At 65.4% G+C, this 22,982-nt stretch carries 22 protein-coding genes; 13 read left to right on the top strand and 9 right to left on the bottom strand.

The features are described 5' to 3' along the window. Position 1: 1 nt before the first annotated feature. From U0004_RS08175 to U0004_RS08160, 4 genes are read right to left on the bottom strand one after another with little or no spacing between them, the layout of a single operon-like run. Positions 2-1,366: a GH1 family beta-glucosidase gene (locus tag U0004_RS08175; RefSeq protein ID WP_070253513.1), complete on the bottom strand. Its 1,365-nt coding sequence runs from the start codon at positions 1,364-1,366 to the stop codon at positions 2-4. A gap of 41 nt (positions 1,367-1,407) precedes the next feature. Continuing rightward, positions 1,408-2,256, bottom strand: coding sequence for a carbohydrate ABC transporter permease (locus U0004_RS08170; protein ID WP_070253512.1), 849 nt, complete (start codon positions 2,254-2,256; stop codon positions 1,408-1,410). Further along, positions 2,253-3,251, bottom strand: a complete 999-nt coding sequence (locus tag U0004_RS08165) for a carbohydrate ABC transporter permease (RefSeq protein WP_081345393.1) — start codon at positions 3,249-3,251, stop codon at positions 2,253-2,255. Before U0004_RS08165 ends, U0004_RS08170 begins: the two co-directional genes overlap by 4 nt. Positions 3,252-3,258: 7 nt before the next feature. Continuing rightward, positions 3,259-4,548 (bottom strand): extracellular solute-binding protein, encoded by a 1,290-nt coding sequence (locus U0004_RS08160; protein WP_070253510.1) that lies wholly within the window; start codon positions 4,546-4,548, stop codon positions 3,259-3,261. A 403-nt stretch (positions 4,549-4,951) separates the two neighbouring features. On the opposite strand from U0004_RS08160, the gene U0004_RS08155 reads away from it, so the two are divergent. From U0004_RS08155 to U0004_RS08135, 5 genes are all read left to right on the top strand, one after another. After that, positions 4,952-5,971, top strand: coding sequence for a LacI family DNA-binding transcriptional regulator (locus tag U0004_RS08155; protein WP_034751748.1), 1,020 nt, complete (start codon positions 4,952-4,954; stop codon positions 5,969-5,971). Between the two features lie 212 nt (positions 5,972-6,183). Beyond that, a complete protein-coding gene (locus tag U0004_RS08150; RefSeq protein WP_034751750.1) occupies positions 6,184-6,762 on the top strand; it encodes a superoxide dismutase in 579 nt (192 codons plus the stop codon). 118 nt (positions 6,763-6,880) lie between these two features. Next, positions 6,881-9,853: a sensor histidine kinase gene (locus U0004_RS08145; protein ID WP_070253509.1), complete on the top strand. Its 2,973-nt coding sequence runs from the start codon at positions 6,881-6,883 to the stop codon at positions 9,851-9,853. A gap of 117 nt (positions 9,854-9,970) precedes the next feature. Next, positions 9,971-10,342, top strand: coding sequence for a lysozyme inhibitor LprI family protein (locus U0004_RS08140; RefSeq protein WP_070253508.1), 372 nt, complete (start codon positions 9,971-9,973; stop codon positions 10,340-10,342). Positions 10,343-10,421: 79 nt separating this feature from the next. Further along, complete coding sequence (locus tag U0004_RS08135; RefSeq protein ID WP_070253507.1) at positions 10,422-11,297, top strand: Kdo hydroxylase family protein; 876 nt, start codon at positions 10,422-10,424, stop codon at positions 11,295-11,297. 54 nt (positions 11,298-11,351) lie between these two features. On the opposite strand, the gene U0004_RS08130 is transcribed toward U0004_RS08135, so the two are convergent. Next, positions 11,352-12,941, bottom strand: a complete 1,590-nt coding sequence (locus U0004_RS08130) for a CYTH and CHAD domain-containing protein (protein ID WP_070253506.1) — start codon at positions 12,939-12,941, stop codon at positions 11,352-11,354. Between the two features lie 121 nt (positions 12,942-13,062). Here U0004_RS08130 and mgrA point away from each other — a divergent pair, with 121 nt between their 5' ends. After that, positions 13,063-14,103: an L-glyceraldehyde 3-phosphate reductase gene (gene mgrA / locus U0004_RS08125; RefSeq protein ID WP_070253505.1), complete on the top strand. Its 1,041-nt coding sequence runs from the start codon at positions 13,063-13,065 to the stop codon at positions 14,101-14,103. 5 nt (positions 14,104-14,108) lie between these two features. Here mgrA and U0004_RS08120 read toward each other — a convergent pair whose 3' ends face one another. The 3 genes from U0004_RS08120 to U0004_RS08110 all read right to left on the bottom strand — a co-directional run bounded on the left by U0004_RS08120 (position 14,109) and on the right by U0004_RS08110 (position 15,427). Next, on the bottom strand, positions 14,109-14,579 hold the full coding sequence (locus tag U0004_RS08120) for a DUF2244 domain-containing protein (RefSeq protein WP_070253504.1): 471 nt from the start codon (positions 14,577-14,579) through the stop codon (positions 14,109-14,111). Between the two features lie 74 nt (positions 14,580-14,653). Next, a complete protein-coding gene (locus U0004_RS08115) occupies positions 14,654-14,971 on the bottom strand; it encodes a hypothetical protein (protein ID WP_034782067.1) in 318 nt (105 codons plus the stop codon). A 123-nt stretch (positions 14,972-15,094) separates the two neighbouring features. After that, positions 15,095-15,427, bottom strand: coding sequence for a hypothetical protein (locus tag U0004_RS08110; protein WP_070253503.1), 333 nt, complete (start codon positions 15,425-15,427; stop codon positions 15,095-15,097). Positions 15,428-15,713: 286 nt separating this feature from the next. On the opposite strand from U0004_RS08110, the gene U0004_RS08105 reads away from it, so the two are divergent. The 7 genes from U0004_RS08105 to U0004_RS08075 all read left to right on the top strand — a co-directional run bounded on the left by U0004_RS08105 (position 15,714) and on the right by U0004_RS08075 (position 22,359). Then, positions 15,714-16,031 carry a DUF4148 domain-containing protein gene (locus tag U0004_RS08105; protein ID WP_034782066.1) on the top strand — a complete coding sequence of 106 codons (318 nt, stop codon included), beginning with the start codon at positions 15,714-15,716 and terminating at the stop codon, positions 16,029-16,031. 126 nt (positions 16,032-16,157) lie between these two features. After that, on the top strand, positions 16,158-17,570 hold the full coding sequence (locus U0004_RS08100) for an efflux transporter outer membrane subunit (RefSeq protein WP_070253502.1): 1,413 nt from the start codon (positions 16,158-16,160) through the stop codon (positions 17,568-17,570). Between the two features lie 73 nt (positions 17,571-17,643). Then, on the top strand, positions 17,644-18,150 hold the full coding sequence (locus U0004_RS08095; protein WP_034782299.1) for a MarR family winged helix-turn-helix transcriptional regulator: 507 nt from the start codon (positions 17,644-17,646) through the stop codon (positions 18,148-18,150). Between the two features lie 10 nt (positions 18,151-18,160). Beyond that, the gene (locus tag U0004_RS08090) at positions 18,161-20,317 is read left to right on the top strand and encodes an FUSC family protein (protein ID WP_070253501.1); all 2,157 of its coding nucleotides are present in this window, start codon (positions 18,161-18,163) and stop codon (positions 20,315-20,317) included. Continuing rightward, positions 20,307-20,507: a DUF1656 domain-containing protein gene (locus U0004_RS08085; RefSeq protein ID WP_070224633.1), complete on the top strand. Its 201-nt coding sequence runs from the start codon at positions 20,307-20,309 to the stop codon at positions 20,505-20,507. Before U0004_RS08090 ends, U0004_RS08085 begins: the two co-directional genes overlap by 11 nt. Positions 20,508-20,545: 38 nt before the next feature. Continuing rightward, on the top strand, positions 20,546-21,442 hold the full coding sequence (locus U0004_RS08080; protein WP_070253500.1) for an efflux RND transporter periplasmic adaptor subunit: 897 nt from the start codon (positions 20,546-20,548) through the stop codon (positions 21,440-21,442). Continuing rightward, positions 21,439-22,359 (top strand): LysR family transcriptional regulator, encoded by a 921-nt coding sequence (locus U0004_RS08075; RefSeq protein ID WP_070253499.1) that lies wholly within the window; start codon positions 21,439-21,441, stop codon positions 22,357-22,359. The genes U0004_RS08080 and U0004_RS08075 overlap by 4 nt, the downstream gene beginning before the upstream one ends. A gap of 10 nt (positions 22,360-22,369) precedes the next feature. Here the strand turns inward: U0004_RS08075 and U0004_RS08070 are convergent, their stop codons facing one another. Continuing rightward, positions 22,370-22,906 (bottom strand): ester cyclase, encoded by a 537-nt coding sequence (locus U0004_RS08070; protein WP_070253498.1) that lies wholly within the window; start codon positions 22,904-22,906, stop codon positions 22,370-22,372. Between the last annotated feature and the right edge of the window lie 76 nt (positions 22,907-22,982).

Genomic DNA, 22,982 nt, shown 5'->3' with positions numbered 1-22,982 from the left:
GTCAGTGCTCCCCGGCCAGGACGGCCGCATCGGCATGCGCGGCGCGCTGCGCGGCGATGAAGTCGCGGTACCACAGGGCGCTGTCCTTGAAACTGCGTTGCTGCGTGGCGTAATCGACGTACAGCATGCCGAAGCGCTTGGCGTAGCCGGAGTTCCACTCGAAGTTATCCATCAGGCTCCAGTAGAAATAGCCGCGCACGTCGATGCCCTGCGCGATCACGGCGCGCAAGGCATCCAGGTGCAGTTGCACGTACTCGATGCGCGGTTCGTCATGAATCTTGCCGTCGACGGGCTTGTCGGCAACCGCCATGCCGTTTTCCGTGATGTAGACGGGCGGCAGCCGGTATTCGCGGTGCAGGCCCACGAGCAGCTCCGTCAAGCCTTGCGGATAGGTTTCCCAGCCCATGTCGTTGACCCCGAGCTTGCATTCGGGCTTGCGCGGCGGCGTCTCGGCGCTCATGAAAGCGCGCGTGTAGTAATTCACGCCAAGGAAATCGATAGGCTGTTTAATATCCATGAAATCGTTTTCAAAGATGAATAAAGCAGAAGCGTCGGCGTGTTTCAGGGCCAGGGCCGGGTAGCGGCCCTTGAAGATGGCGTCCATATACCACTGCACCGAGCGTGCATATTCGAGTTCGGCCAGTTCGCGGTCCTGGGCACTGTCGGTAGCCGGTGTGGCCGTCCATTGATTGAGCACGATGCCCAGCTTCGCCGGCGCATTCACCGTGCGCATGGCCTGCATGGCCAAGCCGTGCGACAGCAGCAAGTGGTGCGACACTTGCACGGCGGCGGCCGGATCGGCCATGCCGGGGGCGAACTGGCCCGTGCCGTGGCCCAGCACGGCCGTGCACCACGGTTCGTTATGGGTGGCGATGCTGGCGACCTTGTGGCCGAAGCGGCGCGCCACCTCGGCCGCATAGGCGGCAAAGTGGTAGCAGGTGGCGCGATTGAGCCAGCCGCCCTCGTCCTGCAAGGCTTGCGGCAAGTCCCAGTGGTACAGGGTCAAATGGGCATCGAGCCCCTTGGCGGCCAGGGCGTCAAGCAGGCGCGCATAGAAGTCGAAGCCCGCTTCGTTCCAGGCGCCGGAACCGGCCGGCTGCACGCGCGACCAGGACATGGAAAAGCGGTAGGCGTTCACGCCCAGGTTGGCGATCAGCTCCACGTCCTCGGCATAGCGGTGATAGTGGTCGCAGGCCACGTCGCCATTGCTGCCGTCGATGATCTTGCCATCCGTATGGCTGAAGGTATCCCAGATGGACGGGCCGCGGCCGTCGATGGCGGCGGCGCCCTCGATCTGGTAGGCGCTGGTGGCCACGCCCCAGGTGAAGGTGGCGGGGAAATTGGTGTCAATGTCGTCGTTATGCATGGTGGTGGTATCAGTGTGAGGGGTTGAAATAAGTGAGTGCATCAGCCTTTGACGGCGCCCTGGGTCAGCCCTTCGATCAGGCGCTTGGAGGCAACAAAAAACATCAGCAGCAGCGGCAGCACGGCGATGGCGGCGCCCGTCATCAGCGCGCCCCACTCCGTGTTGTTCGGCGCCTGCATGCTGCGCAGGGCCAGCGGGATCGTGTAGTTTTCGACCGAGCGCATGACGACCAGCGGCGTGATGAAATTGTTCCACGAGTTGATGAAGGTGATCAGGCCCAAGGTGCCCATGGCGGGGCCGATCAGCGGCAGCACGACCCGCCAGTAGATGGCGAACTCGCCGCAGCCGTCTATGCGCGCCGCCTCGATCAGGTCCTTCGGTATCGCCGTGCCGATGTACTGGCGCATGAGGAAGATACCCAGCGCGCCTGCCGCTCCCGGTACGTACAGGGCGCGCGGCTGGTCCAGCCAGCCGAGGAAATCCATCAGCATGAAGGTAGGGATCATGTTCATGAAAGACGGGATGATCATCGACGCCATCACCAGGGTAAACAAGGGCCGCTTGAAGCGGAATTCGTACATGGCGAACGCATAGCCGCCCAGCGAGCAAAAGAACAGGGTCAGTGCCGTCGTCATCAGGGCCACGTACAGGCTGATGCCGATATTGCGCCAGAATGGCAGGCGCTCCTGCAGCAGCTCGATGTTGTTCAGCAGGGCCGTGCCGAACCAGCGCGGCGGCGGCAGGCTGTAGATCTCGGCGCTCGTGTGCGTGGCGAAGACGAACATGAAGTAGAACGGCGCGACCATGATCAGGGCGCCGATGGCCACCATGGCGTAGGCCGTCCAGCGGGTGCTGGCCGCGCTGGCGCGGCGGTTTGTCAATGCGCTCATTTGGCCTCCTTGCCTTCTCTACGCTCGTTGCGGCTGAAGATGCGGTTGTTGACCCACGTGGTGCTGGCGATGATGAGGAACAGCAGCCAGGAAATGGCCGACGCCGTGCCGAAGTCGCCCGAGGAAAACGCCGTCTTGTAGACGAAGATGGCCGTCGTCATCACCGACTGGCTCACGCCGCTCGATTCGGCCACCAGCACGAACGGCTCTTCGAACAGCTGCAGATTGCCCATGATGGTGAGGGTCACGGCCAGGTAGATCATGGGGCGCAGCTGCGGCAGGGTGATGTACCAGAACTGCTGGCGTTTCGAGGCGCCATCGATGGTGGCTGCTTCGTACAGATCCTTCGGGATCACCTGCAGCGCGGACAGGTACAGCACCAAATTCCAGCCCAGGTAGCGCCAGAAAATCACGAAGGCGACGGCCGGCTTGATGAACAGCGAGCTGCCCAGCCAGTCGATCGATTCTACCGGGAACAGGCCGCCCACCAGCGGCAGGCTGGCGCACCATTGGATCAGTACATTGATCTGCCCATAGTCGCGCGAGAACAGGGTATTGAAGACCATGGCGATGGCCACGCTGGACGTGATGAATGGTAAAAAGTAAATGCCGATCACCAGGTTGCGCGAGCGCTTGAAGCTGTTGTGGATGAAGGCCGCCAGCGGAATGGCCACCAGGTGCTGCGGCACGCCCGAAGCCAGCGCCAGCCACACGGTATTGCCCAGCGAGCGCAGGAACCACGGGTCGCTCAAGGCATACTTGTAGTTGTCCAGGCCAACCCACTGCATGGCTTCCACGCCGCTGGCCGCTTCCCACTGGTTGAACGACAAATAGATGGAAAACAGCAGCGGGAACAGGCTGAAGACGGCGAACAGGATGAAGAAGGGGCTGATGAAGATGTACGGCGCCCACTGCTTCATGTTGAAGCGTTTTTTTGCGGGCCGCGCTGCCGCAGCAGCGGGCGCGCCCTCGGTACAAGGCATGGAGGTAGTCATGCTGCTCCTAGCGCCGCGCGCGGTGGGTGATCAGGGCCTTGGCGTCGGCCAGGGCCGTCTTGATATCCTTGTTTTGCGCCAGCACGCTTTCCAGTTCCATGTTGACGATGTCGCGCGCCACGGCGTCGAACTTGTCGACGCGGATGACGGGGATCTTCGCCGCCGTGTCGCGCGCCAGCAGGCGCGTCTTCTGGCCGCCGAAGTACGCCTGCGGCTCGTCCATCATCGGGTCCGCATAGGCTGCCTTGAGGGCCGGGAAGGCGCCGATCTCTTTCAGCGAGTGCAGCTGGATATCCTTGTTGACGGTCATGAACTTGATGAATTCCCAGGCCTGGGTTTTATTCGCCGCCTTTTTCGGAATGCCGTAGAAGGAGCCGCCGTACGACGCCAGCGCACCGGCCGGCAAGTTCGCCGCGCGCCACTGGCCGGACGAAGCCGGCGCCAGCCACTTGGCCAGGTGGCCGCTGAGCCACGATCCCATCATCTGGCTGGCCACCTTGTCGCGTTTGAAGCCTTCGGCCCACTCGCCCGTCCAGGCCACGGTGCGCGCATCGATGCCCGCCACCCGTGCCGCCTTGGCCAGCTCGAACGCCTTCACGAAGCGGGGCGAGTCGACCAGCACCTGGCCCTTGTCGCCAAAGTAAATGCCTTCGCCATCTTTCAAATTGGCGCGGATATAGATGTCGGCCAGGTCGCTGGCGCCGGCCAGCAGATAGGTGCCTGTGGCGGCCTTGAGTTTCTTGCCGGCGGCGATATACGACTCCCACGATTGCGTCAGGTCGGTTTCCTTGATGCCCGCCTTGTCCATCAGGTCCTTGCGGTAGAACAGGGTGCCCGGTCCCAGGTCGGCCGGCATGGCGCCCAGAGTGCCGCGCGAACTGGTCGCCTGCACGAAGGTGAACGGCACGAACTGGGCGCGGTACTGCCCTGCCCCGTATGGCGCTTGCAGCAAATCTTCCATGCCCTTCGATTCGGCGAAGCTGCCGACATAGCGGAAGTCGATGGCCATCACGTCGGGCAGGCGCGCGCCGGCCGCCAGCGCCGTCGTCATCGAGTTATGGTGGTCGTCGATCTGCAGGCTCACCAGCTTGACCTTCACCTGCGGATACAGTTTTTCCCACAGGGGCAAGGCCGCCTTGACGGCGCGGTCCAGGTCGGGGAACGAGGCGACGGTAATCGTGGCCGGGGCCAGCGTCGGCAGGGCTGCAGCCGGCGGAACGGCTGCGGGCGCGGCGGCCACACTGGCGGCCAGGGTCAGCGCTGCCAGCGGGGCGGCGCCAAGGATGCTTGACTTCATTATTTCATCTCCGTTTATTGAGCGTCTTCTATCTTGAAAACGTTTTCACAACATGTGTCCATTTAACACCGCAAAGAAAATCAAGTCAACCGAAAAAGTTGTCATTTTTATTGAAGGCAGCATGGCAAGCGGCACGCCGTGGTGCGTGCTCTCCTATGAAAAAGCGCAAAAATTCGCCATTTGCGCTGCCGTTGTTTTTTGTGAAAACGTTTTCATATGGAGGTCGGATTAGCGGGCCACCGAGGCGCGCGAGCGCGTTATCCGACATGCACGGCCAACAATATGTCGGGTTACGCCCGCAGGGCTAACCCGACCTACGGGCCCGTGGGCATTTATGGTAATCTTTCGTTGAAAAGGTTTTCAGAGCACTGACAACCAGCCATCTTGATACCCAGGAATCACATTGAACGATAGCGCCCACGCTGCTCCCCCTTCCACCCTGCTCGACGTGGCACGCCAGGCCGGCGTGTCGCCCAGCACCGTCTCGCGCATCCTGAATGGCACGGCCAGGGTCTCCGACGACAAGCGCGACGCCGTGCTGGCGGCGATCGCCCACATGAAATTCGCGCCGAACCAGATGGCACAGGGGCTGAAAAAAGGCCGCTCGATGACCATCGGCATCGTGGTGCAGGACATTTCCAGCCCCTTCTTCGACGAAAGCCTGCGCGGCGTGGACGATGGCTTGAAGGACACGGGCTATGCGTCCGTCATCGTCAGCGGGCACTGGAATGCGCAGGAAGAGGCGGACCGCATCCGCCTGCTGCTGGCAAGAAAGGTGGACGGCATCATTTTGCTGTCGGGGCGCATCTCGGACGAGAGCGTGCTCGATTTCTCGCAGCAGCGCCCCATCGTCTCGACGGGCCGCCTGCTGGCCACGAAAAGCGCCATCGGCTTCAAGCTCGACAACGAATACGGCGCCTACCTGGCCGTGCGCCACCTGGTGGAACTGGGCCACCGGCGCATCGCCTTCGTGGCCGGCCCCGCCAACAACACGGATGCGGCCGAGCGCCTGACGGGCTACCAGCGCGCACTGCGCGAAGCGGACATCGCCATCGACCCGAAGCTGATGGTGGAAGGCGATTTCCACGAAGCAAGCGGGATGCTGGCCATGAACCATTTGTTTGATACGCAGCAGCAGTTCAGCGCCGTCTTCGCCGCCAACGACCTGTCCGCCTACGGCGTGCGCCTGTGCCTGTACCGCAAGGGCATCCGCGTGCCCGACGATATCTCGCTCGTCGGCTTCGATGACTTGCCCGGCTCGTCCTACACGACGCCGCCGCTCACCACCATCCATCAGCCCCTGTACGACATCGGCCGCATCGCCACGGAAGCGCTGCTGGGCCTAATCAATGGCGAAGCCGTGCAGGCAGCCATTCCGCCGCTGGAACTGATCGTGCGGGAAACCACTCGCCGCATCCGCTGAGGCTTGCGGCTGGGAACTTTTCCGCCCGATTCAGGCTGAACGAGAATCAGTACGCGAACGGCATCCGCAACGCATGCGGGAATCTGCAGCAATGGCGCATCCGCTTTACAATAGTGGCTCGTTCAGCAAGAATGCCTGCTTCAAGCAAGCTTGGCTCAACCCTCCGGCCGCAGGCTGGAAGACTCCGAACATTCACCACAAAGGGACATCACATGGAACATACTCTGCCACCACTGCCGTATGAAATGGACGCTCTGGCGCCGCATATTTCGAAAGAAACCCTGGAATACCACTATGCCAAGCATCACCAGGCGTATGTCACCAACTTGAACAACCTGATCAAGGGTACCGAGTTCGAGAACCTGTCGCTGGAAGAGATCATCAAGAAATCGTCGGGCGGCATCTTCAACAATGCAGCGCAAGTATGGAACCACACCTTCTACTGGAACGGCATGAAGCCGGCCGGCGGCGGCGCGCCTGCGGGTGCCGTGGCTGACGCGATCAACGCCAAATGGTCGTCGTTCGACAAGTTCAAGGAAGAATTCACCAAGTCGTGCGTGGGCAACTTCGGTTCGGGCTGGACCTGGCTGGTGCAAAAAGCCGACGGCTCCGTCGACATCGTCAACACCTCGAACGCCGGCTGCCCGCTGACCACCGGCGACAAGCCGCTGCTGACCTGCGACGTCTGGGAACACGCCTACTACATCGACTACCGCAACCTGCGCGCCAAGTACGTGGAAACGTTCTGGGGCCTGGTCAACTGGGACTTCGTTGCCAAGAACTTCGCGTAAGCAGTTCCTGTCAACGTAAGGAGAAAAAGCCTGCGCCGCCCCGCGCGGGCTTTTTTTTGCCTGCTGAAAGGCGAGGCGCTGCGCTACAATCAGCATCTTCCCACCCCGCCCTGCCCCGATGTCCGCTCGCCTGCTGCGCCGCCTGTTGATTTTGCCCCTGCTGGCGTGCCACCTGCACGCGTGCGCGGCCGCCCCATCGCCCCTGTTGTCCGACTATACCCACAACGCCTGGGGCGCTCTGCAAGGCGCGCCCGTCGACGTACTGAAATTCGCCCAGGGCAAGGATGGCTGGCTGTGGATCGCCACGGCCACCGGTTTGTACCGCTACGATGGCGTGCGCTTCGACCGCGTCGACAGCGTGTACGGCCACCGCCTGCCGTCGAGCAATGTGCTGGGCCTGGCCACGCCACCTGACGGCGCCGTCTGGGTCGGCTACCGCCTGGGCGGCGTCAGCGTCTTTCGCAAGGATGGCGCGCGCACGTACGGGGAAGCGGACGGCTTGCCGCCGGGCGCCGTGTTCCATGTCGAGGCAGCGCCCGACGGCGCCATCTGGGTCGGCACGCGCGATGGCGCGGCGCGCCTGGCGCCGGGCGCGCAACGCTTCGAAGCGCAGGCCGCCAACGTGGGCCTGCCCGACAAGCGCGTGTACCAGATCCTGTTCGGGCGCGATGGCACGCAGTGGATGGGCACCATGCACGGCGTCTTTTTCCGCAGGCCGGGCGAGACGCGCTTTTCCCATGCATGGCCGCGCACCATGCTCACCAGCATGGATGAAGCGCCCGATGGCGCCATCTGGGCTGTGGACGCGCAAAGCAATTACTATCGCGTGCGCACCAGCGCGCCGCGCGGCGACGCGCCCATCCGGCCCGACGCCAGGGGCAACGGCATCCGCTTCGACCGCGCCGGCACCATGTGGCTGATGCAGCCCGATGGCATTGAGCGCAAGTTCGATCCTTCCGGCCCCAGCCTGCCGGCCCAGCGCCTGACGCGCCAGAACGGCATCAGCGGCCCGCTGCCGCAAACGTCGTTCCAGGACCGCGAAGGCAATCTGTGGTTCGGCACCTCGACGGGCCTGGACCGGCTGCGGCCGAACCGCCTGAAGACCCTGGCCGTTGCCGCGCCCTTCGACCATCCCGGCATGCTGCCGGGACCCGATGGCGACGTGTGGATCGGCGACTACGTCGGCGACGTGCGCAGCTTTACCGCCGACGGAGTAAAGAAAGTGATACTGAAAGGGGCGCTGGCGGCCAGCCACTGGGCGCCCGACGGCACGCTGTGGCTGGGCAACGAGCAGGAGCTGCACCATCGCGCGCGCAACGGCGCCATGACGCGCGTGGTGCCGCCCGTGCTGGGACTCGATCCGCAGGCGCTGCAGCAGGACCGCTCGGGCGCCCTGTGGGCCTCGTTTTCCGGCGGCGGCCTGTTTCGCCTGAGCGAAGGAAAATGGATCGCCGACGGCGGCCTGTCCGGCCTGCCGGCGGTGCTGACCACGGCCATGGCGATCGATGGCGCCGGCACCGTCTGGCTGGGCCATGCCGACAATACGCTCAGCCTGGTGGCCGATGGCCAGCGCGCAGGCGCCGTCAAGCGGCTCGGCGCGCCCGAGGGCTTGCAGGTGGGTACCGTGCTGCAGCTGTACCGCGATGGCGAGGCGATGTGGGCCGGCGGCGAAAACGGCGTGGCCCTGTACCGCGCCGGCCGCTTCCACACCTTGCGCGGCGCGCGCGGGGCGGCGTTTCGCGGCGTATCGGGCATCGTGCGCCTGCCGGACGGCGACCTGTGGCTGCATGGCGCGGATGGCATCGACCATATCGCTGCCGCCAGCCTGGCCGCGTGGATGCGGGACGGCAGCGCTGTTGCCTCGGAGCGCTTCGACGCGCTCGACGGCTTGCAGGGCCATGCCTCGCAACTGCGCCCCGTGCCGTCGCTGATCCATGCGCCCGATGGCAAGCTGTGGTTCTCCACCTCGGCCACCATCGCCATGCTCGACCCGCTGCACATCCGCCGCAACGCCCTGGCGCCGCCCGTGCAGATCCACAGCTTGCTGGCCGATGGCGTGCGTTACGCGCTGGACGATGGCAAGCCGCAGCACCTGCCGCAAGGCAGCAAGACCCTGCAGATCGGCTTCACGGCCCTGAGCCTGTCGATGCCGGAACGCGTGCGCCTGCGCTACCGGCTGGCAGGCGTGGACACGGGCTGGCAGGAGGCGGTGGGACGCCGCGAAGCGTACTACACCAACCTTGCCCCCGGCAGCTACCGCTTCGACGTCACGGCCGCCAACGAAGACGGCGTCTGGAACACGCAGGGAACAGGGCTCGACATCGTCATCGCGCCCGCCTTCGTGCAAACGCCGTGGTTCGTCGTGCTGCTGGCGCTGGGCGCCGCGCTGCTGCTGTATGGCGGCTATGTGCTGCGCATCCGCCACCTGACGCGCAATATGCAGGAACGGTTGCAGGAACGCTTGCAGGAGCGCCTGGCCGAGCGCTCGCGCATCGCCCGTTCGCTGCACGATACGCTGCTGCAAAGCGTGCAAGGCCTGATCCTGTCGTTCCATGCGCATGCGGACATGCTGCCCAAGGGCACGCGCGAACGGGCGCGCCTCGATGGCACCCTCAACCTGGCGGACCAGCTGCTGATCGAAGGCCGCGACCAGATCATGGACTTGCGCGCCTCGGCCGAACCCGACGAACTGCGGCTGGCGCTGCAGCAATTCGGCAAGGGCCTGGCCGAGCACCGCGCGCACGCCTTCACGGTGCATGTCAGCGGCATCTGCCGGCGCCTGCAGCCGCGCGTGCATGACGAAATCTATGCCATCGCGCGCGAAGCGCTGTTCAACGCTTCGCGCTACGCCGAGGCGGCAAACATCATGCTGGAACTCGACTATGCGGAGCAGGCATTCACCCTGCGCGTGCGCGACGACGGCTGCGGCCTCGATGACGCCGTGGCGCAGGCGGGCCAGCGGCCCGGCCACTGGGGCCTGGTCGGCATGCGCGAGCGCGCCGCCGCCATCGGGGCCAGGCTGCGCATCGACAGCCGGCCCGGCGCCGGCACGCAGATCGAAGTGAGCGTGCCGGGCCGCCTGGCCTATTGACGGCACGCTTGCGGGCGCGCCCGCAAGCGTCTGCGGCCCGAATGGAAAATGTTATACGATGCGCAAGAGCGCTGCCTTGCTCGCCTATCCTGCCACACCACTTTCTGAAAGCACTCCATGAAAAAATGCCTGCTCGCCCTATTGCTCTGCGCCTCCGGCTCCGCCTTCGCCAACTCGGCCTGCGACACGCCGCGCAACGACTTCGATGGCCTGTATTGCCTCAACAAGGTGTACCAGGAAGCGGACAAGGAACTCAACGCCAACTACAAGAAACTCGCTGCCCAGCTCGATGCCGGCGGCAAGCAAAAGCTGAAATCGGGCCAGCTTTCCTGGATCAGCGAGCGCAACGAGCGATGCTCGAAAAAGGATGGCTCGGGCTTCTATGTGAACCTCGATTGCGCCACGCGCACCACCATCGAACGCGCGCAATTCCTGCAAGACCGCGTGCGCGAATGCGTGAGCGCCGGCTGCCAGAACAGCAAACTGTGAGCTGAACCTGCGCTAACGCAAACGGGAGCGGGCGGCAGGCGCCCATACTGGCCGCTCCGATGTCTTCCCCGTTTGTGCCATGAGCAAACTCATCGACATTTCCCTGAACCAGTGGGACGCCAGCGGCAGCGCCGTGCAGCAGGCGGCGGCGCTGAAGGCACTCGAAGATGGGCAAGTGCTGCTGTTGCCCCGCCTGGGCTTCACCCTGCGACAGGAAGAGCATGCGCTGCTGAACGGCGCGGTGGGTAACGCCAGCAGCGCCAAGAATATCAGCTGGGAACCGGCGCGCGGCGTGCGCGGCCACGGCGATGCCTACGATGCGGCCCTGCTGGCCGCGCTGATGCAGCGCTACGCGCGGCACACGCAGCGCTTGCTGGGCGGCTTGCTGCCTGGCTATTCTTCCCATCTTCAGCAAGGCAAGGGCAGCTTTCGCCCCGTGGAAATCGCCGGCCGGGCGAGTTCCTGGCGCAAGGACGATACGCGCCTGCATGTCGACAGCTTTCCCTCCTCGCCCACGCAGGGCCGGCGCATCCTGCGCGTCTTCACCAACATCCATCCGCGCGACGCACCCCGCGTGTGGAAACTGGGCGCGCCATTCGAGCAGGTGGCACAGCATTTTTTACCCGTCGCGAAGCGTCCGCAACCCGTGCTGGCTACCCTGCTGCAATGGCTGGGCATCACCAAGTCGAGGCGCACGCCCTACGACCACTACATGCTGCAGCTGCACGACGCCATGAAGGCCGACCTGGGCTACCAGGCGCAGGTGGAACAGCACACCCATGCGTTCGCGCCGGGCCAGACGTGGATCGTCTTCAGTGACGCCGTATCGCACGCGGCCCTGCGGGGACAGCATGCGCTGGAGCAAACCTGGCTGCTGCCGGTGCGCGCCATGGCCGCCCCGCACAAATCGCCGCTGGCCATCCTCGAACGCCGGTTGCAGCGCCCGCTGGCCTAGCCGCGCCTGGTCTGGCTTGGCCTGGCCTGGCCTGATACTCCGGCAAGAGCGGGCTCAGGCCGGCAAGCGGGCCGCCTTGAAGCGCCGCCAGGCCTTGTGCATGCGGCCATCGCTGCCCTGCGCCTGCGCGCGCGCCGCCAGATAGCCGCGCACGAAGGCCGCGTGCAACCGCAAGCCGTCCCGGGCGGACTGGGCGGACTGGTCAGCCTGGCCAGTCTGAACCTCGGGCAGTTGCTGCAGCAGCCGGTCCGCCACCTGCACATCGTTGAGCCAACCCAGTTCATCCTGCAGCAGCGACAGCCGCCCCACATACGGCTGCACGGTGCGCGCGGCGAACAGCGAGGCAAAGAATTCCGTCGCATACCGCGTCTTCTTGGCCGCGATGCGCACCCGATGGCGCTGCTGCGGCGTGGCATCCATCAGGCGCTTGCCGCGCTTCATCAGGCGGCGCTGGTCCTTGCGCAGGGTCGCGCGGGCAAACGGCAAGACGTGCGCGTCCAGGCGCCGCAATTGGCGCGCGGAGCAATTGTCGCGCCAGGCGCACGCCTGCAGCCAGCGCTGCAAGCCCAGCATGCAGGCCGTATAGCGCGCCGAGGTGACGGCCTGGGCCGCTTGCACGTGCTTGAACCGCGCCTGCGCATGCGCCGCCTCCGCCAGCGCCGCCGCATCCGAGGCCGCCTCGCCATCGAGCTGCGCCAGGGTATTGCCAGCCAACACATCCCAATCGCGCGCCTCGCCCAGCGCGCCGCCCAGCCAGCCGAGTTCACCCTTCAAGGCGTCCGGCAGCGCCAGCAGGGACTTGAACATGCCCAGCGCCGAGCGCAAGCGGCGCAGGCCCACGCGCATCTGGTGCACGCTTTCCACGTCCTCGCCCGCCGCCACGCCATCCTGGTTGCCGCTGACTTGCTCCAGGCAATTGCCGGCGATGGCCAGGAATACCTGCTCCACGGACATGGCCGCGTCCAACGCCAGGGGCTGCGCCTTGACGGCTTGCAAGGGATAGGATGCCGCCAGCCGGTAACCGCGTTCCGCCTTGCTCATGTGGCCCAGCTGCAGCGGCACGTCTTGCAGCAGGGCCAGCGCCACGTCGAACAGGCTGGCCGCCTGCCCCTGCTTCAACTCCAGTTCGATCTCGCTGACGGGCACGCTGCGGACGGCGCCATCCGCCCCATCCGCACCGCTTTCAATGACACCCTGGTCCAGCACGCATTCGATCTGGTCGCCCTGCGGCGTGCGCAGCTGCCATACGGTGCGCTCAATACGCGTGGTAAACACGGGCTGCAAGGCGTCGCGGATGGCGTCCTGGCGCAGCAGCGCGCGGATCGGCTGCTTGCGGCCGATGGCCGCATCGAGCGCGGCAAGGTCCGGTTGCGGCCCGGGAACTTCGCCTTCCCACTCGTGGCGGCTGTGCAAGCCGCCGCTGACAGTGCCGCCCGCCTTCAGGGTTTGCACCCAGCGCCCGTTCACCTGGCGCACGCGCAAGCCCGCCTGCTGGCGGCACAGCTGCAAATCGGGCGTATCGACATAGATATCGTGCATCTGCAGCAGCTGCGGCTCGCCTTGCCCAGACTGCGCCAGCAGCGGGTGCGCGCGCAAACGCAATACATCTTCCTGCGCCAGCAACAATTTCAATTCGATTTCCATGACCGCTCCTTGCGAGACTTCTCAACGCTTATTGTAAGGCGCGTCCCTTCGCGCGCAAGGCGCACGCACGCAGACCTTGATTTTGCGCGAAAATAAGCACTTCATTCAACCAGGAGATGCCATGACCTACCACGCCGCCGAGAACCGCTACGACAGCATGCAATACCGCACCTGCGGGCGCAGCGGGCTCAAACTGCCGCTGCTGTCGCTGGGACTGTGGCACAACTTTGGCGACAGCAACAGCCTCGCTTCCCAGCGCGACATGCTGCGCACGGCGTTTGACCTGGGCATCACACATTTCGACCTGGCGAATAACTACGGCCCACCGTATGGCAGCGCGGAAAGCAATTTCGGCAAGCTGCTGCGCGACGATTTTTTACCATACCGCGATGAACTGATCATTTCCACCAAGGCAGGCTGGGACATGTGGCCGGGCCCGTACGGCCAGGGCGGCGGTTCGCGCAAATATGTGCTGGCCAGCCTGGACCAGAGCTTGCAGCGCCTGGGCCTCGACTACGTCGACATCTTTTACTCGCACCGCTACGACGCCGACACGCCGCTGGAAGAAACCATGGGCGCGCTGGCCACGGCCGTGCAGCAGGGCAAGGCGCTGTACGTGGGGCTGTCGTCGTATTCTCCGCAAAAGACGGCCGAGGCGGCCAAACTGCTGAAAGAATGGAAAGTGCCGTGTCTGATCCACCAGCCGGCCTACAATATGCTCAACCGCTGGATCGAGGAAGACGGCTTGCTCGACACCCTGCAGGAGCAAGGCATGGGTTGCATCACGTTCACGGCGCTGGCGCAGGGGCTGCTCAGCGACAAATACCTCGATGGCGTGCCGCAGGATGCGCGCGTCAACCGCCCCGGCGGCGGTTCGCTGCTGCAAAAGCACCTGAGCGCGGAAAACCTGGCCCGCGTGCGCGCGCTGAACCAGATCGCCGCGCAGCGGGGGCAAACCCTGGCGCAGATGGCGCTGGCCTGGGTGCTGCGCGATCCCCGCGTCACCTCGACCCTGATCGGCGCCAGCAGCAGCGCGCAAATCCGCGAAAACGTGGCCGCGCTGCAGCAATTGTCATTCACGGCCGACGAGCTGGCCGCCATCGACGTGCAGGCGCGCGAAGGGCATATCAATCTGTGGGAAGGCCCGTCGCGGGCCGTGTAAGGCGACTACGCTGGCGGTGGCAGCAGGGCCAGCAGTTCCTGCGCCACTTGCCGGCGCCGTTCGGGCGTGGCGAACACGCCCACATCCACATGCGCGCCAGCCTGGCCGACATCCTTGATGCGTATCAACTGGCGCGGCCCTTGCGGCATGGCGATGCGCGTGCGCCACGGCGAAAAGTGGTGGCGCCGGCAGCGCCCGGCGCTGACCTGTTCAATGATCAGCTCGCCGTCGCGCAAGGCGATGTGTTCATAGTCGCGCGCATGGCGCAGATAATGCAGCAGTGCAATGGCCACCAGGCCCAGCTCGGCAAACGAAAAGACGGGAATGTACCAGAGGCCGCGCAGCGCAAAGGCGGCGGCTATCACGAGGGAAAACAGGCATAGCAAGCCATAGGCGCGCAGCAACTGGCGCGCCGTCAAGGCACTGTGGCGCGCCAGCAGCCATTGCGGCTGCTCGCGCGAGTGATCGCGTGGCATGGCGCCTCCCGCACTATCGCTCCATCACCGCAGCGGCCCCCGCCGCCGCCAGGTTCAGCCAGATCGCGCCGAGGTCAGGCGCCCATGCGCACCAGCGCGTGGCCCACGTGCTGCCACCAGTGATCGCGCGACTTGACCTGCTTCAGGCAAGACGTGTCGATTTCCGTGGGGAACACGTGATCCTGGCAAGCCTTCGTTTCCAGGGCATAACGCTGGTTTTCCGCCGCCGCCAGGGCCACGACAAGCCAGAACGCCAACGCCAGCAAGACCACCAGCAAACTCCAGGCCAGGTGATTGGTGTTACTTTTTTCGCCAAAAAACTCGCGCGGCCGCGTCTCGCGGTACATCGACATCAAGTCTTTTTCTTTCTCTTCCGACATCTGCGTTTGCATCCTCTGACATCCTATCCTGTGCCGGCCGGCTGGCCATGGCGGCGCGCACGTCGCCCTGACCACATTTTACGCTGATGGCGCAGGAGAGACAGTAATTCGTGGCCACCGTGCCGCCAGCAGCTGTCAGGGGCGCGGCGCAGTCCCCCGCGGACCGCCGGGTTCGCCCTCGCCCTCCTCCTCTGCCGGCCGCACGGGCGCGACGCTTTCCACATGGTCGACGTCGATATCGCCGCCATCGGGCGCCGTATTGCGCGGCTCCACGCCAGCCCGCTCGCCCGTGCCGGCCGCATCGCTGTCGTTCTCGAGCGCTTCCGGGTCCTGGCCCGGCACGCCCTGCATGTCGCTGCCGCTGTCGGAACTGTCGCTGGGCCCAAGCGCGCCCTTGCCATGGCCGCTGCCCAGGATACGGTCGGGCGTGACGGGCAAATTGTCCGGATCGAGTGAACTGCTGCTCATGGCTGGCTCCCGTTGATAAAAAAACCAGCTTACTCCCCTGGCCTGGCCAGCGGCGCACGCCTGCACGGCATTTTCCCTGGGGCAAATGCAGCGACGCACAAATATTTTCATAAATTACTTCACAAATGTACTATTCATTGCTATAGTTAATTCAAGTAAGCATCTTCTCATCCAGAAACTGCTTCATCGGCGGTACGGCGCCCACCAGCGCCCTGCCGCCGAACCGACCGGTACGTGGCGATCCGGCCCATCCACCCAGCCATCATGCACATTTTGGAGTCTTATCATGCAAGCCAAATCACTCATCGCAGCATTGTTTGCCATCACCACCGCCACGTCGGCTTTCGCTCAAAGCGCCGCGCCAGCCGCTGCCAGCCAGCAACTCACACGCGCCGACGTCACGGCCGAATACATCCGTGCCCGCAACGCCGGCGAAATCGCCACCAGCGAAGTCGACTACCCGAAAACGCCTGCCACCGCCGCCAGCAACGTGACGCGCGAACAAGTCATGGCCGAGTTCTACGCCGCCCGCAAGGCTGGCCTGATCCCGCAAACGGAAGCGGACTTTGATGTCGCGCAAACGGCAAAACACGTCGTGAAATAAGAAACCAGTCAGCCGGTTTCAGTCAGTAACACACCTCAGTTGCGGCGCAGCACCCGGGCCACTCCCGGCGCTCACCGCGGCGAGCTGTCAGCCTCACCCCAACACGATCTTTCCCGGAGTCCCTGCATGTCCCTGCACCGCCGTTTGCTTGCCGCCAGCCTGATCCTTGCCTTGAGCGCTTGCGCCGACATGGGCCATATCGCGCCGCAATCGGCCATGCTCGACGCCAACAAGCTGCAAGCGAGCCAGGCCATGGATGCCGCCGCCAGCGCCGCCATCCAATGGCCGCGCACGCAATGGTGGCAAGACTTGCACGATCCCCAATTGAACCGCCTGATGGAGCAGGCGCTGGCCGACAGTCCCACCCTGCGCGGCGCCCAGGCGCGCGTGCGCCAGGCCGAGGCGCTGGCCGGCGCGGCCGAGGACAAGACCCGTCCGCAAGCGGACGCGAATGTCTCCATCAACCGCGAACTGTATTCCCAGCACGGCAGCACCCCGGCGCCGCTGGCCGGCAACTACGCCTGGCGCAACCAGGCCACCGTCACGGCCTCGTACGACCTGGACCTGTGGGGCCGCAACCGCGCCGCCCTGTCCGCCGCCCTGGGCGACGTGCAGATGGCGTCGGCCGAATCGCAGATGGCCCGCCTGGCCCTGGAAACGGCGCTGGTGCGCACCTACATCCAGCTGTCGTATGAATTCCAGCTGCAGGACGTGATCGAACGCAGCCTGGCGCAGCGCGCCCGCATCCTCGACATCACGCGCCAGCGCAAGGCCGCCGGCATCGGCACGGACATCGACGTGGCGCAGATCGAAACCACCTTGCCGGCGGGACACCGCCAGCTGGAACAGTCGGCCGAATCGCTGGCCCTGCTGCGCAACCAGCTGGCGGCCCTGTCGGGCAAGGGCCCCGCAGCCGGTGCGGCGCTCACGCGGCCCGTGCTGCGCCTGGACCAGCCGCTGGCCATTCCCGCCGCGCTGCCGGCCGACCTGATCGGCCGCCGTCCCGACATCGCCGCCCAGCGCTGGAGAGTCGAAGCGGCGGCGCAGCGCATCGATGCCGCCAAGGCCGAGTTCTACCCGAACGTCAACCTGGTGGCCTTTGCCGGCTTCCAGGCCTTCGGCTTCAGCCACTTTCTCGACGCCAATTCGCAGGTGCGCGGCGCCTCGCCCGCACTGAGCCTGCCCATCTTCGCCGGCGCCCGCCTGCGCGCCCAGCTAGGCAGCCAGACGGCCGTGTACGACGGCGCCGTGGAGCAATACAACGCCACCGTCATCAACGCCATGTCGGACGTGGCCAACGCCGTCACCCGCGCCCAGTCGCTGGCCAAACAGCACCAGCTGACCGTGCAGGCGCTGGCCACGGCGCAGCGCGCGCGCGACCTGGCGGAGAAGGCCTACAAGGCAGGCATGAGCGACGCCATCAACATGCTCAACACGCAAGTGGCGCTGCTGGCGGAAGAACAGCAGCAGGCGCAGAATGGGGCACGCGAGCTCGATCTGTACGTTTCCTTGATGAATGCACTGGGAGGCGGCATCTGAGCTTGCAATCCTGGCATTGCCCTAGCCCAACAAGATACAATCGGAACTTTATTCACACATGAAGGAATATGACATGACCGCTTTTGACGCCACCTCCAAGCGGCTGCAAAACATCCGCACGCGCATGCCAGGCTTCCCCATGGAACTGATGCGCCTGTTGCGCATGACGTACCACATTCAAAAAGGCATGAAGGACCTGACCAACGCGGCGCTGAAAAAGCACGACCTGGTCGATGCCAGCTACATGGTGCTGGCCGTGCTGTACGGCACGGACGACGAAACCTCGAACGCCTGCACCCTGGGCATGGCCTGCCATGAAAAGCCGGCCAACCTGACGCGCGTGTGCAACGACCTGGAAACGCGCGGCCTGATCCACCGCGGCACGCGTCCCGGCGACCGCCGCTCGGTGATGATCTCGCTGACCGACAAGGGCCGCGCACTGATCGAAACGGCATTGCCCGATGTGTACCAGGAAACCTCGGCCCTGTATGAAGGGTTCACGGACGAAGAGCTGCAAGTGCTCGACAAGCTGTACATGCGCCAGTTGCGCAACCTGAACAATCTCAACAACCAGAACTGATAGCCTATCGATGACGCCAGCCACAGCAACCAAATTCACACACGGCCCCCTGACCCGGGCGGCCCACTGGCTGGCGCTGGCGCTGCAGGACTGGCGCGCAACGGAAGGCGAACGCTGGATCTACGTCGGCAAGACCCTCATCGCGTCCTTCTGCGCCCTGTGGCTGGCCTACCGCCTGGGTCTCGATTCGCCCAGCACGGCGATGACCACCACCATCATCCTGGCCCTGCCCAGCAGCGGCATGGTGCTGGAAAAAAGCTTTTACCGCCTGTGCGGCACCCTGCTCGGATGCACGGCCGCGCTGACCCTGATCGGCCTGTTCCCGCAACAGCCCGTGCTGCTGTTCGCCGGCCTGGCCCTGTGGGTGGGCCTGTGCACGAGCGGCTCTGCCCTGCACCGCAACGCGCAATCGTATGTGTACGTGCTGGCTGGCTACACGGCCTGCATGATCGTCTTGCCCGCCATCGAGCAGCCGATGCAGGTGTTCGCGCTGGCCGTCACGCGCGTGGCAGAAGTGAGCCTGGGCATCATCTGCTCGACGGCCGTCTCCAGCGTGCTGCTGCCGCGCCACCAGGGCACGCAGGTGATGCGCACGGTGCAGGCCCGCTACGGCAAATTCCTCACCTTTTGCCAGGACGTGCTGCAGCAAAAGCTCACGCCGGCGCAGGTGGAACTGACGCATTTGCAGTTTGCCGCCGACGTCGCGGCGCTGGAACTGGGCCGCTCGGCCGCCCTGTTCGAAGTCACCAGCAAGGTCAGCCACGTGCGCGCGCAAAACCGCAAGCTGCACGCCTTCAACGCCACCTTCATGACGGCGCTGACCACTTTCTACACCTTTCACCGCCTGTTCGACCGCCTGCAGCGCGATGGCGAAACCCAAGTCATGCAGGCCTGCGCGCCCCTGTACGCCATCGTCGCCGAAGCGCTGCAGGCGACGCCTTCGCAAGACTCGCTCGACACCATGCAGCTGCACCTGCAAACGGCCCTGGCGCAGGCCCGCTCGGATATCGACGGCGCGACCATCGCGCATGCGCAGCGCATCGATTTCGACACCGTGTGCGAACTGCTGGAGCGCTTCGCGCGCGACATGAGCCGCTTTCACGAAGTGTATTTCAGCCTGGCGCACGACACGCCCCTGGAAATCAGCACGCCGCGGGCCTATGCGCCGAAGACGCCGCCCGCGCTGGTGATCGCCAGCGGCGCGCGCGCGGCCATCAGCCTGGCCCTGCTGGCGCTGGGCGCCTACTTCCTCGCCTGGCCCTACGCCAGCACGGCGATGCTGATGGCGGCCGTGTTCTGCGCGCTGGCCTCGTCCTCGCCGCGTCCCATCATGATGATCCGCCAGGTGCTGGCGGGCTTCCTCATCGCCATGCCGCTGTCGCTCGTGTGCGTGTATTTCGTGCTGGTGCACGGCGACGGTTTCCCCATGCTGGTACTGAGTTTTGCGCCCTTCCTCGCCGTCGGCCTGTACCTGATGACGAATCCCGCCAAGCTGGGCGTGGGCCTGGGCGTGTCGACCTTCATCACGCAGATGGCGCCGACGAATCTGATGCATGTCGATGGCGCGGCCTTCTTGAACACGGGCATGGCCCTGATCGTGGGCCTGATGCTGGCGGCCCTCGTGTTTGCCGTGCTGCTGCCCGAGCACACGATGGGCCACAAGGACCACATCGGCCGTGCCCTGTGGCGCGAAGCGCTGCATGCGTGCACGGCGCCGGCGCGAAGAGTCAAGCATCGTTTCGACAACCGCGTGCGCGACTTGCTCAGCCAGCTCAATGCGGCGGCCGGACCGGCGCCGGGCGAGGCTGCGCGCGCCGTCGTGCGCCAGGCCTTGACCTTGCTGGAAATCGGCCACTCGGTGATCGAATTGCGCGAACTGATCGCGACGGCCCGGCCAGGCGCCACGCGCCACGCGCTGCAGCAGTGCGTGGACCACATCGCCGCCTGGCTGCGCACGCGCAGCGAAACGGCACTGCAGGCGGCGCTGGCAGCCACCCTGCAGGCGGGCGCCGTCGTGCGCGCGGCCCAGACGGAAGCCGGTGCGACACCAGAACGCAAGCAGGAGCAAGACCTGCGCCTGCACACGGCGCTGGCCGACCTGCATTCGATCTATACCTCATTACTCGACCATATGGCGCCTGGCGCCGGAGACCACCATGCCGCGTGAATTCGCCCTGTTCGGAATTCTGATTCCTACCCTGCTGCCCCTGTTCATCCTCAGCATCGGCCTGCAAACCCTGCTCGACCGCGTGCTGGGCTGGCTGGGCGTGTACCGCATGGTGTGGCACCCGTCGCTGGCGCGGCTGTGCATTTTCATCGCCATCTTTGGCGCGCTGGCTTTATCGCTTTACAAATAAAAAAAACTGTTCAACCCCATCAAGGAAAGGCTGCCGACATGGTAAGCAAACTGACCCGCTATGCAATCACCTTGCTGCTCCTGGCCGCCGCGCTGTGGATAGGCAAGACCGTCTGGGACCGCTACATGGAGTCGCCGTGGACGCGCGACGGCCGCATCAAGGCCGACATTGTCAACATCAGTGCCGACGTCGCCGGCACCGTCACGGACGTGCTGGTACGCGACAACCAGGTGGTGCAAAAGGGCGACGTGCTCTTCGTCGTCGACAAGGAACGCTACACGAGCGCACTGGCGCAGGCCGACGCGGTGCTGGCCGCGCAAAGGACGGAACAGGGACGCCGCGGCAAGGAAGCCCAGCGCCGCGCAGGCCTTGACGCCAGCATCATCTCGACGGAAAGCCGCGAAAGCGCCGCCTTTGCCGCCAGCTCGGCCTCGTCGCAGGTGCAGGCCGCCGTGGCCGCGCGCGCGCTGGCGCAATTGAACCTGGAACGCACCACCGTGCGCGCCCCCGTCAGCGGCTACGTGACGAACCTGAACGTGCACAAGGGCGATTTCGCCGCCGTCGGCGCGGCCAAGCTGGCCGTCATCGACAGCGCCTCGTACTATGTCGTCGGCTATTTCGAAGAGACCAAGCTGGGCATGCTGGCGCAGGACGACAAGGCGGAAATGAATCTGATGAGCGGCGGCACCCTGCACGGCCACATCGAGAGCATCGCGCGCGGCATCACCGACCGCGACGCCGCCACGGGCCGCGAACTGCTGGCCGACGTCAATCCCACCTTCAACTGGGTGCGCCTGGCGCAGCGCGTGCCCGTGCGCATCCACATCGACGAGCAGCCGAAAGGGCAATTGCTGGTGGCCGGCACCACTTGCACCGTGGTGATCACGCCCCATTCTGCGCCGGCGCCGAAGCCCGTGGCCGCGCACCCGGCATGATCCGCAGCGGCGGCGCCGGGCGCCTGGCGGAAATCGCCCTGTTCCTCGACGCCGCGGTGCTGGGCAGTTTTTCCGCGGCGGGCCGCAAGCACGGCCTGTCGCCGGCCGCCGCCAGCGCCGCCATCGCGCGCCTGGAAACGGCGCTGGGCGTCACCCTGTTCGAGCGCACCACGCGCCAGCTGCGCCTGACGGAAGAGGGTTTGCACTACCGCCATTACAGCGAACAGGCGCTGGACTTGCTGGCGCAGGCCGAAGACGGCTTGCACGCAGGCGGCGCCGGCGTGCGCGGCGTGGTGCGCATCTCGGCGCCGTCCGACATCGGCCGCCAGCTGCTGCTGCCGATGCTCGACCGCTTTGCCGCCCAGCACCCGCAGGTGCGCCATGCGCTGACCTTGACGGACGCCACGGCCAGGCTGGTGCAGGACGACATCGACCTGGCCATCCGCTACGGCGAACTGCCCGACAGCGACATGGTGGCGCGTTTGCTGCACCCTGGCCGGCGCGTCGTGTGCGTATCTCCCGCGTTGGCCGCCAGAGTGGGCATGCCGGCCACGCCGCGCGACCTGGCGATGCTGCCGGCCCTCGTGCTCACGGCGGGCGACGGTGCGCCGCAGGAGTGGCGCTACCGCGAGGATGGCAAGCGCCATAGCCTGCGCCCGCAAGGCGCCTGGCACAGCAACGACGGCGAAATCATCCGCCGCTGGGCCGTGGCCGGCCATGGCTATGCCTACAAATCCCTGCTCGACATCGGCGGCGACCTGTCCGCCGGACGCCTGCAGACGGTGCTCGACGATTACTTTGCCGATAGCGTCCCCCTGAACCTGCTGTACCGGCGCAGCCGCTTCCAGCCGCCGCGCGTGGCCCTGCTGATCGAATTCCTGCTGCAGCAGTTCGCGGCCCTGCCGGCGCAAGGCTAGCGGGCCGTCATCAGGGCGCCAGCACGCCCAGCTGGCGCAGCAGGGTCAGATTATCTTCCAGGTGCCAGTTGTCGCTGATGCGGCCCTGCGCATTGACCTGGTACAGATCGAAGGCATGGAAATCGATGGCTTGCCCCTGTCCCTGCAAGGGTCCCTGCGGCGTGGGGAAGACGCCCGTGAAGCGCCCCGTGAAATGCAGGCGCAGGCTGACCCGGTCGCCGGCCACCAGCATGTCCTCGATGGCCACCTGCAAATCCGGCACGGCCGCATGAAACACGTCAGATGCCTGCAGCGGACCGGCCAATCCCTGCGCACGCCCGGCGGGCAAGGTGCGGTCGTTGAAATCATCGGCCAGCGCCAGGCGCGCCAGGGCCGGGTCGCCGCTCTGCCAGAACGCGGCATAGCGGCGCGCCGCCAGTACCACCTTGTCGGTGGCAGCGGCGCCGGCCAGGTGGGCCGGCATGGGCAGATTTACGGCGGCATGGGCTGGCGCGGCAGCCAGCAGAGAAAGGGCCAGGATGGCGGGGGCAAGAACAGGTGCGGGCATAATGAATCCAGGTGGGTTGATCGGTGTGCCTGCTGCAATGGCACCCCGCCATTCTGGACTCGCTTGCCCTATTTGA

Origin of the sequence: Janthinobacterium lividum, assembly GCF_034424625.1 — a bacterium.
Classification (GTDB): Bacteria; Pseudomonadota; Gammaproteobacteria; order Burkholderiales; family Burkholderiaceae_D; genus Janthinobacterium; species Janthinobacterium lividum.
The sequence above is the reverse complement of the archived record's forward strand: the minus strand, read 5'-3'. Positions and strand labels throughout refer to the sequence as shown.